This is a genomic window from Kosakonia beeri (assembly GCF_054165705.1).
The window spans coordinates 1796017-1809277 of the sequence record NZ_CM135106.1; the positions used below are offsets into that span (position 1 = coordinate 1796017).

13 protein-coding genes and 1 riboswitch are annotated in these 13261 nt (G+C 55.3%); of the genes, 11 read left to right on the forward strand and 2 right to left on the reverse strand.

Annotated elements, in window-relative coordinates:
- The first annotated feature begins 44 nt into the window (after positions 1 to 44).
- The 5 genes from ACUY4S_RS08565 (at position 45) to tsuB (ending at position 4036) form a co-directional block, all read left to right on the forward strand.
- Positions 45 to 869: an SDR family oxidoreductase gene (locus ACUY4S_RS08565; protein ID WP_458022625.1), complete on the forward strand. Its 825-nt coding sequence runs from the start codon at positions 45 to 47 to the stop codon at positions 867 to 869.
- A gap of 286 nt (positions 870 to 1155) precedes the next feature.
- A complete protein-coding gene (locus ACUY4S_RS23260; RefSeq protein ID WP_505311344.1) occupies positions 1156 to 1218 on the forward strand; it encodes a hypothetical protein in 63 nt (20 codons plus the stop codon).
- Positions 1208 to 2569, forward strand: a complete 1362-nt coding sequence (locus ACUY4S_RS08570) for an APC family permease (RefSeq protein ID WP_312687659.1) — start codon at positions 1208 to 1210, stop codon at positions 2567 to 2569. Before ACUY4S_RS23260 ends, ACUY4S_RS08570 begins: the two co-directional genes overlap by 11 nt.
- A gap of 165 nt (positions 2570 to 2734) precedes the next feature.
- On the forward strand, positions 2735 to 3790 hold the full coding sequence (gene tsuA / locus ACUY4S_RS08575; protein ID WP_312687658.1) for a thiosulfate utilization transporter TsuA/YeeE: 1056 nt from the start codon (positions 2735 to 2737) through the stop codon (positions 3788 to 3790).
- An 18-nt stretch (positions 3791 to 3808) separates the two neighbouring features.
- Positions 3809 to 4036: a thiosulfate utilization sulfurtransferase TsuB/YeeD gene (gene tsuB, locus ACUY4S_RS08580; RefSeq protein WP_312687657.1), complete on the forward strand. Its 228-nt coding sequence runs from the start codon at positions 3809 to 3811 to the stop codon at positions 4034 to 4036.
- A 32-nt stretch (positions 4037 to 4068) separates the two neighbouring features.
- Here the strand turns inward: tsuB and sbcB are convergent, their stop codons facing one another.
- Positions 4069 to 5493 (reverse strand): exodeoxyribonuclease I, encoded by a 1425-nt coding sequence (gene sbcB, locus ACUY4S_RS08585; protein ID WP_458022624.1) that lies wholly within the window; start codon positions 5491 to 5493, stop codon positions 4069 to 4071.
- Positions 5494 to 5703: 210 nt separating this feature from the next.
- Here sbcB and dacD point away from each other — a divergent pair, with 210 nt between their 5' ends.
- The 4 genes from dacD (at position 5704) to ACUY4S_RS08605 (ending at position 9140) form a co-directional block, all read left to right on the forward strand.
- Positions 5704 to 6864, forward strand: a complete 1161-nt coding sequence (gene dacD, locus ACUY4S_RS08590) for a serine-type D-Ala-D-Ala carboxypeptidase DacD (protein ID WP_458022623.1) — start codon at positions 5704 to 5706, stop codon at positions 6862 to 6864.
- A gap of 120 nt (positions 6865 to 6984) precedes the next feature.
- Positions 6985 to 7458, forward strand: a complete 474-nt coding sequence (gene sbmC / locus ACUY4S_RS08595; protein WP_458022622.1) for a DNA gyrase inhibitor SbmC — start codon at positions 6985 to 6987, stop codon at positions 7456 to 7458.
- Between the two features lie 121 nt (positions 7459 to 7579).
- Positions 7580 to 8638, forward strand: a complete 1059-nt coding sequence (locus tag ACUY4S_RS08600; RefSeq protein ID WP_312687649.1) for an FUSC family protein — start codon at positions 7580 to 7582, stop codon at positions 8636 to 8638.
- Between the two features lie 166 nt (positions 8639 to 8804).
- A complete protein-coding gene (locus tag ACUY4S_RS08605) occupies positions 8805 to 9140 on the forward strand; it encodes a DUF496 family protein (protein WP_312687647.1) in 336 nt (111 codons plus the stop codon).
- A gap of 34 nt (positions 9141 to 9174) precedes the next feature.
- Here the strand turns inward: ACUY4S_RS08605 and ACUY4S_RS08610 are convergent, their stop codons facing one another.
- Positions 9175 to 10035 (reverse strand): L-threonine kinase, encoded by an 861-nt coding sequence (locus ACUY4S_RS08610; RefSeq protein WP_458022621.1) that lies wholly within the window; start codon positions 10033 to 10035, stop codon positions 9175 to 9177.
- A 612-nt stretch (positions 10036 to 10647) separates the two neighbouring features.
- Positions 10648 to 10826: riboswitch (cobalamin riboswitch) on the forward strand.
- Between the two features lie 101 nt (positions 10827 to 10927).
- Here ACUY4S_RS08610 and ACUY4S_RS08615 point away from each other — a divergent pair.
- Together ACUY4S_RS08615 and cbiB are read left to right on the forward strand one after the other, a co-directional pair.
- The gene (locus ACUY4S_RS08615) at positions 10928 to 12304 is read left to right on the forward strand and encodes a cobyrinic acid a,c-diamide synthase CobB (RefSeq protein WP_458022620.1); all 1377 of its coding nucleotides are present in this window, start codon (positions 10928 to 10930) and stop codon (positions 12302 to 12304) included.
- Positions 12301 to 13257 (forward strand): adenosylcobinamide-phosphate synthase CbiB, encoded by a 957-nt coding sequence (gene cbiB, locus ACUY4S_RS08620; RefSeq protein WP_458022619.1) that lies wholly within the window; start codon positions 12301 to 12303, stop codon positions 13255 to 13257. Before ACUY4S_RS08615 ends, cbiB begins: the two co-directional genes overlap by 4 nt.
- Positions 13258 to 13261 lie beyond the last annotated feature (4 nt).

Genomic DNA, 13261 nt, shown 5'->3' on the forward strand with positions numbered 1-13261 from the left:
TGGCGTAGCCTTGGAAGGTCGGAAGCAAGAGAGCAGGGGGACGCATGAAAAAGGTCGCGATTATTGGCCTGGGGTGGTTGGGCATGCCGCTGGCGCTGTCACTGACGGCCAGGGGCTGGCAGGTCACCGGTAGCAAAACCAGCCAGGATGGCGTGGAAGCAGCGCGCATGTGCGGCATTGAGAGCTACAAACTGAATCTCGAGCCGGAATTAGTTTGCGAGGCGGCAGATCTCGATGCATTAATGAACGTTGATGCGTTGGTGATTACTCTTCCCGCCCGCCGCAGTGGCCCAGGCGAAACATTTTACCTGCAGGCGATGCAGGAAATTGTCGACTCAGCGCTGGCATACCATATTCCGCGGATCATTTTTACCAGTTCCACTTCTGTTTATGGCGATGCCGCAGGACTTGTGAAAGAAACCACCGCGCGCAACCCGGTGACCGCCAGCGGGCGCGTACTGAAAGAGCTGGAAGATTGGTTGCATAATTTGCCTGGCACCTCGGTGGATATTTTGCGTCTCGCCGGACTGGCGGGGCCTGCGCGGCATCCGGGGCGTTTTTTTGCCGGTAAAACGGCACCGGATGGTGAGCAGGGTGTCAATTTTGTCCATCTGGAGGATGTGATCGCCGCCATTACGCTGTTGTTACAGGCGCCGAAAGGCGGGCATATTTACAACCTCTGTGCGCCGGAGCATCCGGCTCGCGCCACTTTCTACCCGGCAATGGCGCGCCAGCTTGGGCTGGCACCGCCGCAGTTTTCCGCGTCACACAGTCCGCAGCGAGGGAAAATCATCGACGGCAGTCGCATTTGCAAAGAGTTAGGCTTCGACTACCTTTATCCCGATCCGATGCAGATGCCGTTGGAGTAATAATTTTTAGCAAATAGTGCTATTGATAAGATTGATAATCGCGCGATAGCCTATTAATCATGCGCTTAGATACATGATTTGCGTAAACTGCGTCGCATTGTATTGTCATCACGCTTTAGTTTGGTGCAAAATATGCCGCTGCAAAAAATGAAGAGATTAACCGACGCCATCTGCCGTCGGTTATTTTTTTGCAGGCAAAACGTCATTCAATAAAAGAGGCCGGGCTTCGTACCGGATAGATACACATTTAAAAACCGACAGTCGTTGTCGCTGAGGAAAGAACAAAATGGGGCAATTTTTTGATTTTGCGCCGGCTCTCGCCGTACAGGAGGAAAGCCATGTCGCATAACGTTACTCCAAAAACCTCTCGCGTGGAATTACGTAAGACTCTTACGCTGATTCCGGTTGTAATGATGGGCCTTGCCTATATGCAGCCGATGACGCTGTTCGATACGTTTGGTATCGTCTCTGGCCTGACCGATGGCCATGTGGCGACCGCGTATGCCTTCGCGCTCGTCGCTATCCTCTTTACTGCGCTGAGCTACGGTAAGCTGGTACGCCGCTTCCCGTCTGCGGGCTCTGCCTATACCTACGCGCAAAAATCAATTTCTCCGGCCGTGGGTTTCATGGTGGGCTGGTCGTCGCTGCTGGACTATTTGTTCATGCCGATGATCAACATCCTGCTGGCTAAAATTTACTTCGAAGCGCTGGTGCCTTCGGTGCCGTCGTGGCTGTTCGTGGTGGCGCTGGTGGCCTTTATGACCATCTCTAACCTGCGCAGCATCAAGACCGTTGCGAACTTCAACACCCTGATTGTGATCCTGCAGATGGGGATTGTTGCGGTGATTGTTGGCCTCATCGTCTATGGGGTGTCCCATGGTGAAGGCGCGGGAACACTGGTGAGTTCGCGTCCGTTCTGGTCGGAAGGTGCGCATGTGGTGCCGATGATCACCGGGGCGACGATCCTCTGCTTCTCGTTCCTTGGTTTTGACGGTATTTCATCTCTGTCTGAAGAGACTAAAGATGCCGAACGCGTGATCCCGCGTGCGATTTTCCTGACGGCGTTGATTGGCGGTGTGGTGTTTATCGCAGCATCTTACTTCCTGCAACTCTACTTCCCGGACATCTCGCGCTTTAAAGATCCGGATGCGTCCCAACCGGAAATCATGCTCTATGTTGCCGGTAAAACCTTCCAGTGGGGCGTGCTGATTTTCTCCAGCGTAACGGTATTGGCCTCCGGTATGGCGGCGCATGCAGGTGTTTCACGTCTGATGTACGTTATGGGGCGCGACGGTGTTTTCCCGAGCCGTTTCTTCGGATACGTTCATCCGAAATGGCGCACCCCGGCCTGGAACGTGTTGCTGGTGGGCGCGATCGCACTGCTGGCAATCCGCTTCGACCTGGTGACAGCCACCGCGCTGATCAACTTTGGTGCATTGGTGGCTTTCACCTTCGTTAACCTGTCGGTGATTTCACAGTTCTGGATCCGCGAGAAGCGCAACAAGACGCTGAAAGACCACGTTAACTACCTGGTGTTACCGGTGTGCGGCGCCCTGACTGTCGGCGCGCTGTGGGTCAACCTTGAGCAGAGCTCAATGATCCTCGGCCTGATTTGGGGTGGTATCGGTCTGGTTTACCTGGCGTGCGTTACCCGCAGCTTCCGTAATCCGGTTCCACAATACGAAGATATTGCCCAATAATCTTCGCGCTAGCCGCATAAAAACCGGAGCATTGACTCCGGTTTTTTTATGCCTGCGATTTACCGGTAAATAACCAAAGGCACTAAATTAGATTTTTTCGTTATTGATTGCGCACCGCCTGCCCGGGAATAATCCCCGGTCTAATTATTTTCCGGCGTAGTAATTATGTTATCTATGATTTTGAGTGGATTAATCTGCGGGGCGTTGCTGGGCTTCGTCATGCAGCGTGGGCGCTTCTGCCTGACGGGCGGTTTCCGCGATATGTATATCGCCAAAAACAACCGCATGTTTTATGCCTTGCTGATTGCCATTGCGATACAGAGCGTCGGGGTTTTCGCCCTGATTCAGGCCGGGCTGCTGCAGTACAACGCCGGTGCGTTCCCGTGGCTGGGGACGGTCGCTGGCGGCTATATCTTTGGCCTTGGGATTGTCTATGCGGGCGGTTGCGCCACGGGCACCTGGTACCGTGCGGGCGAAGGGTTAATTGGCAGCTGGATTGCCCTGTTTACCTATATGGTGATGAGTGCGGTGATGCGTTCTCCGCACGCCGACACGCTTAACGGGGTGCTAAAAACGTACAGCACGCCGCATAATTCTATTGCCGAAACCTTCGGCCTCTCCGTGTGGCCCTTAATCGCCGTATTGCTGGTCGTTACCCTGTGGTTTGTCGTCAAAGAACTGCGTAAACCGAAGCTGAAAATTGCCTCGTTGCCGCCGCGTCGCCGTGGGCTGGCGCATCTGTTGTTCGAAAAGCGCTGGCATCCGTTTGTCACCGCGGTGTTGATCGGCCTGATTGCGTTGCTGGCCTGGCCGCTCAGCGAAGCCACCGGGCGGATGTTTGGCCTGGGCATTACCTCCCCGACCGCTAACATTCTGCAGTTTCTGGTGGCAGGGCAGAGCAAGTTCCTGAACTGGGGCGTCTTCCTGGTCCTGGGGATCTTTCTGGGGTCGTTTATTGCCGCGAAGGCCAGCCGGGAGTTTCGCGTCCGTGCGGCAGATGTACAAACCACGTTGCGTAGCGGAGCCGGCGGGCTGCTGATGGGGGTCGGGGCGAGCATGGCCGGTGGCTGCTCAATTGGTAATGGTCTGGTGATGACCGCCATGATGACCTGGCAGGGCTGGATCGGGCTGGTATTTATGATCTTTGGCGTATGGACTGCGTCATGGTTTTTATATGTTCGTCCACAGCGCAAAGCAAAACTTGCAGCGGCTGCGGCATAATTATTAACAGGAGCTGTTATGGCCGTAAAAAAACTGGACGTGGTAACGCAGGTTTGCCCGTTCCCACTGATTGAAGCAAAAGCGGCGCTGGCGGAGATGGCCAGCGGCGATCAACTGATCATTGAATTTGATTGCACCCAGGCGACCGAAGCCATCCCGCAATGGGCCGCAGAAGAAGGCCACACCGTAACGGATTATCAGCAGGTTGGCGATGCCGCCTGGAGCATCACCGTTCAGAAAGCGTAAGCCACATGCCCTCCCATCACGGGAGGGCGCACTCAGACAATCTCTTCTGCGTACTGCCACAGCGCCTTTAATAACGCCTGCTTTTCACTGTCGCCTTCATGCTGCTGAAACAACATTTGCAGTTGATCGGCATACTGTTGCAATGCCTCTGGCGTAAAAACATTGCGGCGATGCTGTAGCCAGCGTTGCTGCTCGTTTTCATCCAGCGTTCCGGGGAAATTACGCGCGCGGTAGTTGAACAACAGTTTTTCAATGCGGCTATCGGCAAACGTAATATCCAGTGCCGGCAGGTTGCGCGGCTCGGTTTCCAGTACGATTTTCATTGCTGCACGGTCGGCGTCGCTGAAGAAGCCGTTATATAGCTGTGCATCAACATTTTCCGAGGGTACGAAAGGTTCGGCGTCAGCAAAAATCGCCAGCACCTTTTCACGTACCTGCGGGTTATCACGCAGGATCTGCAGATTATCGAGACACTGTTGACGATTAATGCCCAGACGTTCGGCATCCTGCGGGCGCAACGTGTTGCCTTGCGCAAGGATGGGGCATTTATTCAGATGTACCAGTTTTACCGGCACGGCGGCGTTATCGCCCAGGTCCGTTTTCGCTGTGTACAGCCGTTCGCGCAGGGCGTCGGCATCCAGTTCCAGCAATGGCGACATATCGCCCGCCAGATCCACCATAATCACCGCGTTGCGGTTTTCCGGGTGCCAGGCCAGGGGCGCCACCCAGCTGGTGTTACCACGCCAGGCACCGAACATCCCGGAGACATGGACCAGCGGCTTCATTTGCGGCACATCAATCAGCGTCGCCAGCTTTTGTTTATGACGATGGCTGAACAGATAATCAAACAGTTTTGGCTGCTTCGCTTTTACCAACTGCGCCATGGCAATGGTGGCGTACACATCAGCCATCGCATCGTGGGCATTACTATGCTCAATCCCGTTGGCTTTGGTCAGATGCTCAAGGCGGAAACTTGGCAGGCCATTGTCATTTTCCGGCCAGTTAATGCCCTCCGGGCGCAGCGCATAGCAGGCACGCATCACATCCAGCAGATCCCAACGGGAGTTGTGATTCTGCCAGCTCCATGCGTAGGGATCGTAAAAGTTGCGATAGAAAATATTGCGCGTGACTTCATCGTCAAAACGCACGTTGTTATAACCAAGTACGCAGGTTTTCGGCACCGTAAACAGGTCGTGAATGCGCCGGGCGAAGGCCGCTTCGTTATCGCCTTTGGCGCGAGCGATTTGCGGCGTAATGCCGGTTATCAGTACCGCTTCTGGTTGCGGAAGATAGTCGTCTGCGGGCTTGCAATAGAACACCTCCGGCTCGCCGATGATGTTGAAATCTGCATCGGTGCGAATGGCAGCGAACTGCGCCGGGCGATCCAGCGACGGGCTGGTGCCGAAAGTTTCGTAATCATGAAAGAGAAAAGTGGGCGTTACGGCGGAATCAGACACCAGAAACTCATCCTGTCAGTAAATATGCCCTCTATGGTAAACCATCCGGCGTGGAGTGCCGAAGAAAAACCCGCGCGGCGTACGGTAAACTTCGCAAAATCAGGCTGCTAAATCAGACTTGTGTCACATTTTATTGCAATTTAAACAGGTAACGACACACGAACTTCCGTAAAAAGAACGGCGATTTTAGATGCTTATGAGGATATTTCATTGAAACGCCGTTTGTTTGCTGCTTCCTTGCTGGCGCTCTGTGTAAACAGCGCCCTGGCCGACGATTTACCTTTCGCCCCGCAGCCACCGGCGATTCAGGCTGGATCCTGGGTACTGATGGACTATACGACCGGGCAAATTTTAACTGCAGGGAATGAACATCAGCAGCGCAACCCGGCGAGTTTGACCAAACTGATGACCGGCTATGTGGTGGATCGCGCTATCGACAGCCACCGCATCCGTGCCGACGACGTCGTGACCGTGGGCCCCGATGCATGGGCGAAAGGCAACCCGGTGTTTGACGGATCATCGCTGATGTTCCTTAAACCGGGCGATCGCCTGACGGTACGTGACTTGAGTCGTGGTCTGATTGTCGATTCCGGCAATGATGCCTGCGTCGCGCTGGCGGACCATGTGGCGGGCGGGCAACCGCAGTTCGTCGCTATGATGAATGATTACGTGCAGAAACTGAACCTGCGCGATACGCATTTCGAAACTGTGCACGGACTGGACGCCCCCGGACAGCACAGTTCGGCTTACGATCTGGCAGTGCTCTCCAGGGCTATCATTCACGGCGAGCCGGATTTCTACCATATGTACAGTGAAAAAAGCCTGACATGGAACGGCATTACGCAGCAAAACCGCAATGGCTTACTGTGGGATAAGACATTGAATGTCGACGGGCTGAAAACCGGGCACACGTCAGGCGCAGGATTTAATCTGATTGCTTCCAGCACTGATGGCCAACGCCGTTTGATCGCGGTCATCATGGGCGCAGACAGCCCAAAAGGCCGCGAAGATCAGGCCCGCAAATTGCTGCACTGGGGCCAGCAGAATTTCGACACGGTACAGATCTTACGTAACGGTAAAAAAGTGGGCAGTGAGCGCGTCTGGTATGGCGATAAAGAGCAGGTGGACGTGGGTACCGACCAGGATTACTGGATGGTACTGCCCAAAGCCGAGTTGCCTAATATCAAAGCCAAATATGTGCTGGATGCCAAAGAGCTGAACGCGCCGCTGGCGGCACATCAGCGCATTGGAGAGATCCAGCTCTACGATCGCGATCAGGTCGTTGCACACTGGCCGCTGGTCACGCTACAGCGTATTGGCAAAGGCGGTTTCTTCTCACGTCTGAGCGATTATCTGCATCATAAATCCTGACGTTGCGGCGGGCCGAGAGGTCTGGGTGCGAGTCTGCTCCCATAATTGCGATGGGAGCGTGGTAGCCCTTTGCTAAACGGCTATACTGTATGTCCAAACAGTAACGGTAAGGGAGGCAGCATGGGCTACAACGTGAAGCAGCTTGAAAAACGCCGTATCGCCGGTTTCCATCTGGTGGGGCCGTGGGATGAAAAAGTCAAACAGGGTTTCCAGCAGTTGTTGATGTGGGTCGATCATCACCACATCCAGCCGCTGGAGTGGATCTGCGCTTATTACGATAACCCGGACGAAGTGCCGCCAGAAAAACTGCGCTGCGACGTAGCGATTACCGTCGACAGCGCGTTTCAGGTGCCGGCGAACAGCGAAGGGGTCATCACTACCGAAATTCCCGGCGGGCAGTATGCCGTTGCGCATGCCCGGGTCTACAACGAAGAGTTTGAGCAGTGCTGGGATCGCTTTTTCGATGAGTTACTGAGCGATCAGTCGTTGCAGATTGCCGCCGGGCCCTGCTTTGAGGTCTACCAGAACGACGGGCAAAGCGATGGCTACTGGGAAATCGACATGCATATCCCGGTGGAGCCAAAAGTACTTTAACGCGTCGGGCAAGATAAAAGAGGCGACAGTCGGCATTTGTCTGCCTCTTTTTTGTTTTAAACAGTGATTCACGCCACGGAAAAATCGCTACAATTTCGCTTTTGCAGACTGGAGAGCGGCAGTGCGTCGCGATAAATCACTCAGCCCTTTCGAAATTCGTCTTTACCGCCACTACCGCATCGTGCACGGTTTACGCGTGATGCTGGCCTTTATCCTGACGTTTTTGTTGATCCGTCTGTTGAGCGTACCAGAGGGCACCTGGCCGCTGATCACGCTGGTTGTGTTGATGGGGCCGATCTCATTCTGGGGGAATGTGGTACCGCGGGCGTTTGAACGTATTGGCGGTACGATTTTTGGCGCAGTGCTTGGCCTGATCGCTTTAAAATTAGAGCTGATCTCACTGCCGGTTATGCTGTTGTGGTGTGCCGCAGCCATGTTCCTCTGCGGCTGGCTGGCGCTGGGGAAAAAACCCTACCAGGCCCTGTTGATTGGCATCACGCTGTCGGTGGTGGTTGGCGCGCCGCCCGGTGATATGCATACCGCGTTGTGGCGCAGCGGCGATGTGATTATCGGTTCACTGCTGGCGATGTTATTTACCGGTATCTGGCCGCAGCGCGCCTTTCTGCACTGGCGTATCCAGATGGCAAGTTTTGTGACCGCGTTTAACCGGGTCTATCAGGCGGGCTTCTCCCGTAATCTGGTTGATCGTCCCCGGCTGGAAAAACATCTGCAAAAGATCCTCAACGATGTGGTGAAAATGCGTGGGCTGATTACACCGGCCTGTAAAGAGACGCATATTCAGAAAGCGATTTTTGAGGCTATCCAGACGGTCAGCCGCAATATGGTATGTATGCTGGAACTGCAAATCAACGCACACTGGAGCTCACGCGCCAGCCATTTCGTGATGATTAATGCCCGGACGTTGCAGGAAACGCAGCAGATGACACAACAGACGCTGTTGACCATTGCGCATGCGTTGTATGAAGGCAACCCGCAGCCCATTCTCGCCAATACGGAAAAACTGAATGAGATTGTCGCTGAGCTTCGCCAGCTAAGCGAGGCGCATAAAGGCGATGCGCTGGCCGAAACAGCGATCCACGGTTATGTCTGGTTGAGTATGGAACTGGCGCGCCAGCTGGAACTGTTGTCGCATTTGATCTGTCGCGCCCTGCGCAAATAAGCGACAGATAACCATTTGCTTCAGTCAGGTTGTTTCGATTCAGCATGGTTTGAGGTTATGATAGCGAAAAGGAAAAATCATTGTCATCTGCAGCGGCTTTGAGTTAGGTTTGCCTCCATGCCGTTGCTTTAACGAATCCGAATCTCACATAATCAGGGGTGTAAAAATGGAAACGAATAAGCCTTCATTCCAGGACGTACTGGAATTTGTGCGTCTGTTCCGCCGTAAAAACAAATTGCAGCGCGAAATCCAGGACGTCGAGAAGAAGATCCGTGATAACCAGAAGCGCGTACTGCTGCTGGACAACCTGAGCGACTACATCAAGCCAGGCATGAGTGTTGAAGCTATTCAGGGCATTATCGCCAGCATGAAAACCGACTACGAAGACCGCGTTGATGACTACATCATCAAAAACGCCGAGCTGTCGAAAGAACGTCGCGACATTTCCAAAAAGCTCAAAACCATGGGTGAACTGAAAGCAGGTGATGCGAAAGCAGAGTAACCCGCTTGAGCGGTGAGAGGTTTGCCTCTCACCGTTATGTTACCCCTCCCGCCACCATTTTCAGCAGGAAGTTCTGCGGCCAGTGCGCCAGCAGTTTCATCTCTTTAAGCCAGCCGCGTACCGCCTCCACATCATGACGATCACTGTCGAGCAACAGCCCGACCACGCTGCCGCTGTGAGCAACATTCAGACCGTACAGATCCCCTCGTTCCACCAGACGCAACAGCGTATTAAATGCCGGCTTGGGCAGTAACGCCTGGCTGGCGATGGCGCTAATGGTTGCCGCTTCGCCGAGCAGCGTCGCGTTGTTCTCTGCGCAGGCTTGCTGCAACTTACCCCAGGCGCTTTCCAGCGCGGTGGCATTCTCCTGCAGGATCTGCTGGCGCGGCAGGCGATGGTAATCCGCGGTAGTCAGCGTAAGCGGGCTTTCCAGCACCAGTACCTCCACCTGCGGCAGGCCTCCACAGTGGATTTGCGTACCGGCCGTATTGTGATCAAACAACGTCAACTGCGGGAAGAGGGTGCTGTCGGTCGGTTCCAGTGCCACGCACAATTGTGCCAGCGTGCGTTCATCAAGGGGGAGTTGCAAATGGCGGGCGGTTGCGACAGCGGTCGCAGCAATATCCGCAGTGCTGCTCGCCATCCCTTTCGCCACCGGAATGGTGGAGTGACACGCAATGCGCAGAGTTTGTCCCAATCCTGGCGGCAGTTGCCAGTGAGCAAGCAACTGACGGACCATCGCACGGGTGAGTGGGCGCTCATCATTACGTGGCTTACCGCTGGTAACCTCGACACAGCTATACCAATCCACCGGACAGGAAACCAGCTTTTCACTGCCAAGGATCCAGCCCTGGATAAGTTCACCGCAGGATGCGGGACACTGAGCCTGTGCCACAGCGCTGCTCCTTAAAAATAAAAGCCCGGATAGTGTCACTTTGCTCCGTCGAACGCCAGCGTTTCCCAACGTGTCGCCGCCGTCTCCCTTTTGTTGCTGCTGTGGGCAGGTGCGAAGAGGGGCAAACATACCACAGAGCCAGCGCTGCGCTATATCATTGTCAGTGGGATTTACCGGGAAAGCGTAGCAGTGCATTTTTACCGGACCCTTAATGAGTGAAGTAAATTATTTCCCCCCTCTCTGGGAACGGGAATCAACCACCGGGATCTGCACGCATAAAAAACTCTCTCACTGCGGTGGATGTGCAACCGGCAGGGTGGCAGTTAAGGATTTTCTCACACCGGTTATTTTTCACTCATTGCGCTAAACCTATCCGTTAACAACGCAAACATTTCGTGTGCAGAATCATGCAAATGATAGCAGCGATAAAATTCCCAACACCCGCAAGGGTTTCGCCAGATGCTGGATATATCAGGCTTCGTTCAGCGTGGTAAGCAATAAATTGTTATAGCGCAACAAAATAGTGATCCCATGCCGTTAAACTGAATCCGTTTTTATTTCCCTGATGCGATAAAGTGCATCAGGGAAAAATCAGGGTGATAGTTCTTTGCCGTGATTATTATTCTATCAGGTTACGCCGCAATATAATGCGGCAGGGAAGGGGGTGAAATTCCCCCGCAGCCCCCGCTGCTGTGATGCTGACAACCCCGTATGGCCACTGATCGCACGATCGGGAAGGGCGGGTGAGGATGACGCTAAGCCAGAAGACCGACCTGATCAGATATTTATCAACAACTTCGGTGGGAAGCGTGTTGCTCAGAGGCGTACAGTCGAAAGACTGGACTGACGCGCGTCCTGACTTCATCTTTCCGCCGGTAACGGGGTTTCAGGAATGTCAGACAGGCGCAGCGCTTTTATTCTTGCCGGAACCGGTAGCGGCTGTGGTAAAACCACCGTCACCCTTGGGCTGCTGAAGGCGTTACAGCAGTCTGGCCTGCGCGTACAACCTTTCAAAGTCGGCCCGGACTACCTCGACACCGCCTGGCATACCGCCGTTACGGGAGTTTTCTCGCGTAATCTCGACAGTTTTATGCTGCCTGCACCCACCCTCAATGCCCTTTTTACTGAACATCTGCTCGCTGCCGACGTAGCGGTGATCGAAGGCGTGATGGGGCTGTATGACGGGTATGGCACCGATCCCCACTACTGCAGCAGCGCGGCTCTGGCGAAACAACTTGGCGTACCGGTGATCTTGTTGGTGGACGGCAAAGCTGTCTCCACCTCCATTGCTGCCACGGTCATGGGCTTTCAGCATTTCGATCCGCAGTTACCCATTGCCGGGGTGATCATCAACCGTGTGAACAGCGACAGCCATTATCAATTACTGAAACACGCCATTGAACGTTATTGCGGGTTGCCGGTGCTGGGTTATGTGCCGACGGTGGCGGGCGTGGCGCTACCGGAGCGCCAGCTCGGGCTGGTGACCGCACGGGAATCGGTGATTGATACCCCGGCATGGCGCGACTTTGCTCTGCGCCTGCAACAGACGGTTGATATCCATCAACTGCTCGCCCTGAGTAAGATTGACACCTTACCGCAGGGCACATCGCCCGCGCTGCCATCACTGGCGGGGGCCGGGCTGACGTTGGCGCTCGCTGACGATGAAGCGTTCAATTTTTACTACCCCGATAATCTGCAACTGCTGGCGCGTGCGGGCGTGCGCATTGTGCGTTTTAGCCCCCTGCATGACAACGCGTTGCCGGAGTGCCAGATGCTATGGCTGGGTGGCGGCTATCCGGAACTGCATGCCCACACCCTTTCGGAAAACAGAGCCATGCTGGAGGCCATTCGGGACGCGCACCGGCGTGGCGTGGCCATTTATGCCGAATGTGGCGGGCTGATGTACCTCGGTTCTTCGCTCCGCGATGCAGACGGCGTGTGCTGGCCGATGGCAAACGTCATTCCAGGCCACAGTGAGATGGGCAGGCGCCTGACCCGGTTTGGCTACTGTGAAGCACGCGCCACCCGCCAGACACTGCTTGCCGCCGCAGGAGAAACGCTGCGCGGCCATGAGTTTCACTACTCTGATTTCACCGCGCAGCGTGAATGTGTGCTGGATTGCCACAAAACCCGTGATGGCGAAGTGCTGTCACGCTGGCAGGGCGGCTGGCAGGTGGGTAATACCTTTGCCAGTTATTTGCATCTTCATTTTGCGCAACGCCCGCAAATGCTCAACCACTGGTTCGCCGCCGCGAGGCACAGCCAATGACGCTGCTGGCATGGTGTGCAGCTTTTTTACTGGATCGTCTGCTTGGCGACCCGCAGCACTGGCCGCACCCGGTGCGCTGGATAGGCGCGTTGATCACCCTGAGTCAGCGGGCGGTGCGCCGTTGCTGCCACAGCGATACGGCGTTACGCGTCGGGGGCGGGGTGATGTGGCTGGTGGTTGTCGGGGCGAGCTGGGGCGTTGCGTGGGGCATTTTATCGCTGGCGGCCGCTGTTCACCCGTGGTTCGGCTGGTGCGTGGAAGTATGGATGATCTACACCACGCTGGCGGCACGTTGCCTGGCAGATATGGCGCGCAACGTCGAACGCGCACTGCGTTATGGTTCACTCAGCGACAGCCGTAAACAGCTGTCGTGGATTGTCGGGCGCGATACCTCGCAACTGCAACCGCCGCAAATCACCCGGGCGGTTGTCGAGACGGTGGCAGAAAACACCGTCGATGGGGTGATTGCGCCCCTGTTCTTTTTGCTGGTGGGCGGCGCACCGCTGGCGATGGCCTACAAAGCCGTGAATACACTGGATTCGATGGTCGGTTACAAGCATGAAAAATACCGCGCCATCGGGATGGTCAGCGCGCGGCTGGACGATGCCGCGAACATCCTTCCTGCCCGTTTGAGCTGGGTACTGCTGAGCATTGCGGCCCTGCTCTGCGGCAATCATGCCCGTGAGGCATTACGCATTGGCTTTCGCGACCGACGCAACCACAGCAGCCCGAACTGCGCCTGGCCGGAAGGCACCGTTGCCGGTGCGCTGGGTGTGCGCCTTGGCGGGCCGAATAACTACTTCGGCGAGCGCGTCGAAAAACCCTGGATCGGAGATGAACGCCGCGCCATTGACGCAGACGACATTCCGCGAACAATTCGATTGATGTGGGTCGCCTCCACGCTGGCATTGGCGCTGTTTGTGCTGGTGCGTTATGCGTTGGCGGGAGCCTGAGGAT

Bases quoted from the DNA above. Each gene is read 5' to 3' on its own strand.
- ACUY4S_RS08565 (WP_458022625.1), top strand. From the start codon at position 45: ATGAAAAAGGTCGCGATTATTGGCCTGGGGTGGTTGGGCATGCCGCTG.
- ACUY4S_RS08570 (WP_312687659.1), top strand. From the start codon at position 1,208: ATGTCGCATAACGTTACTCCAAAAACCTCTCGCGTGGAATTACGTAAG.
- tsuA (WP_312687658.1), top strand. From the start codon at position 2,735: ATGTTATCTATGATTTTGAGTGGATTAATCTGCGGGGCGTTGCTGGGC.
- tsuB (WP_312687657.1), top strand. From the start codon at position 3,809: ATGGCCGTAAAAAAACTGGACGTGGTAACGCAGGTTTGCCCGTTCCCA.
- sbmC (WP_458022622.1), top strand. From the start codon at position 6,985: ATGGGCTACAACGTGAAGCAGCTTGAAAAACGCCGTATCGCCGGTTTC.
- ACUY4S_RS08605 (WP_312687647.1), top strand. From the start codon at position 8,805: ATGGAAACGAATAAGCCTTCATTCCAGGACGTACTGGAATTTGTGCGT.
- ACUY4S_RS08615 (WP_458022620.1), top strand. From the start codon at position 10,928: ATGTCAGACAGGCGCAGCGCTTTTATTCTTGCCGGAACCGGTAGCGGC.
- cbiB (WP_458022619.1), top strand. From the start codon at position 12,301: ATGACGCTGCTGGCATGGTGTGCAGCTTTTTTACTGGATCGTCTGCTT.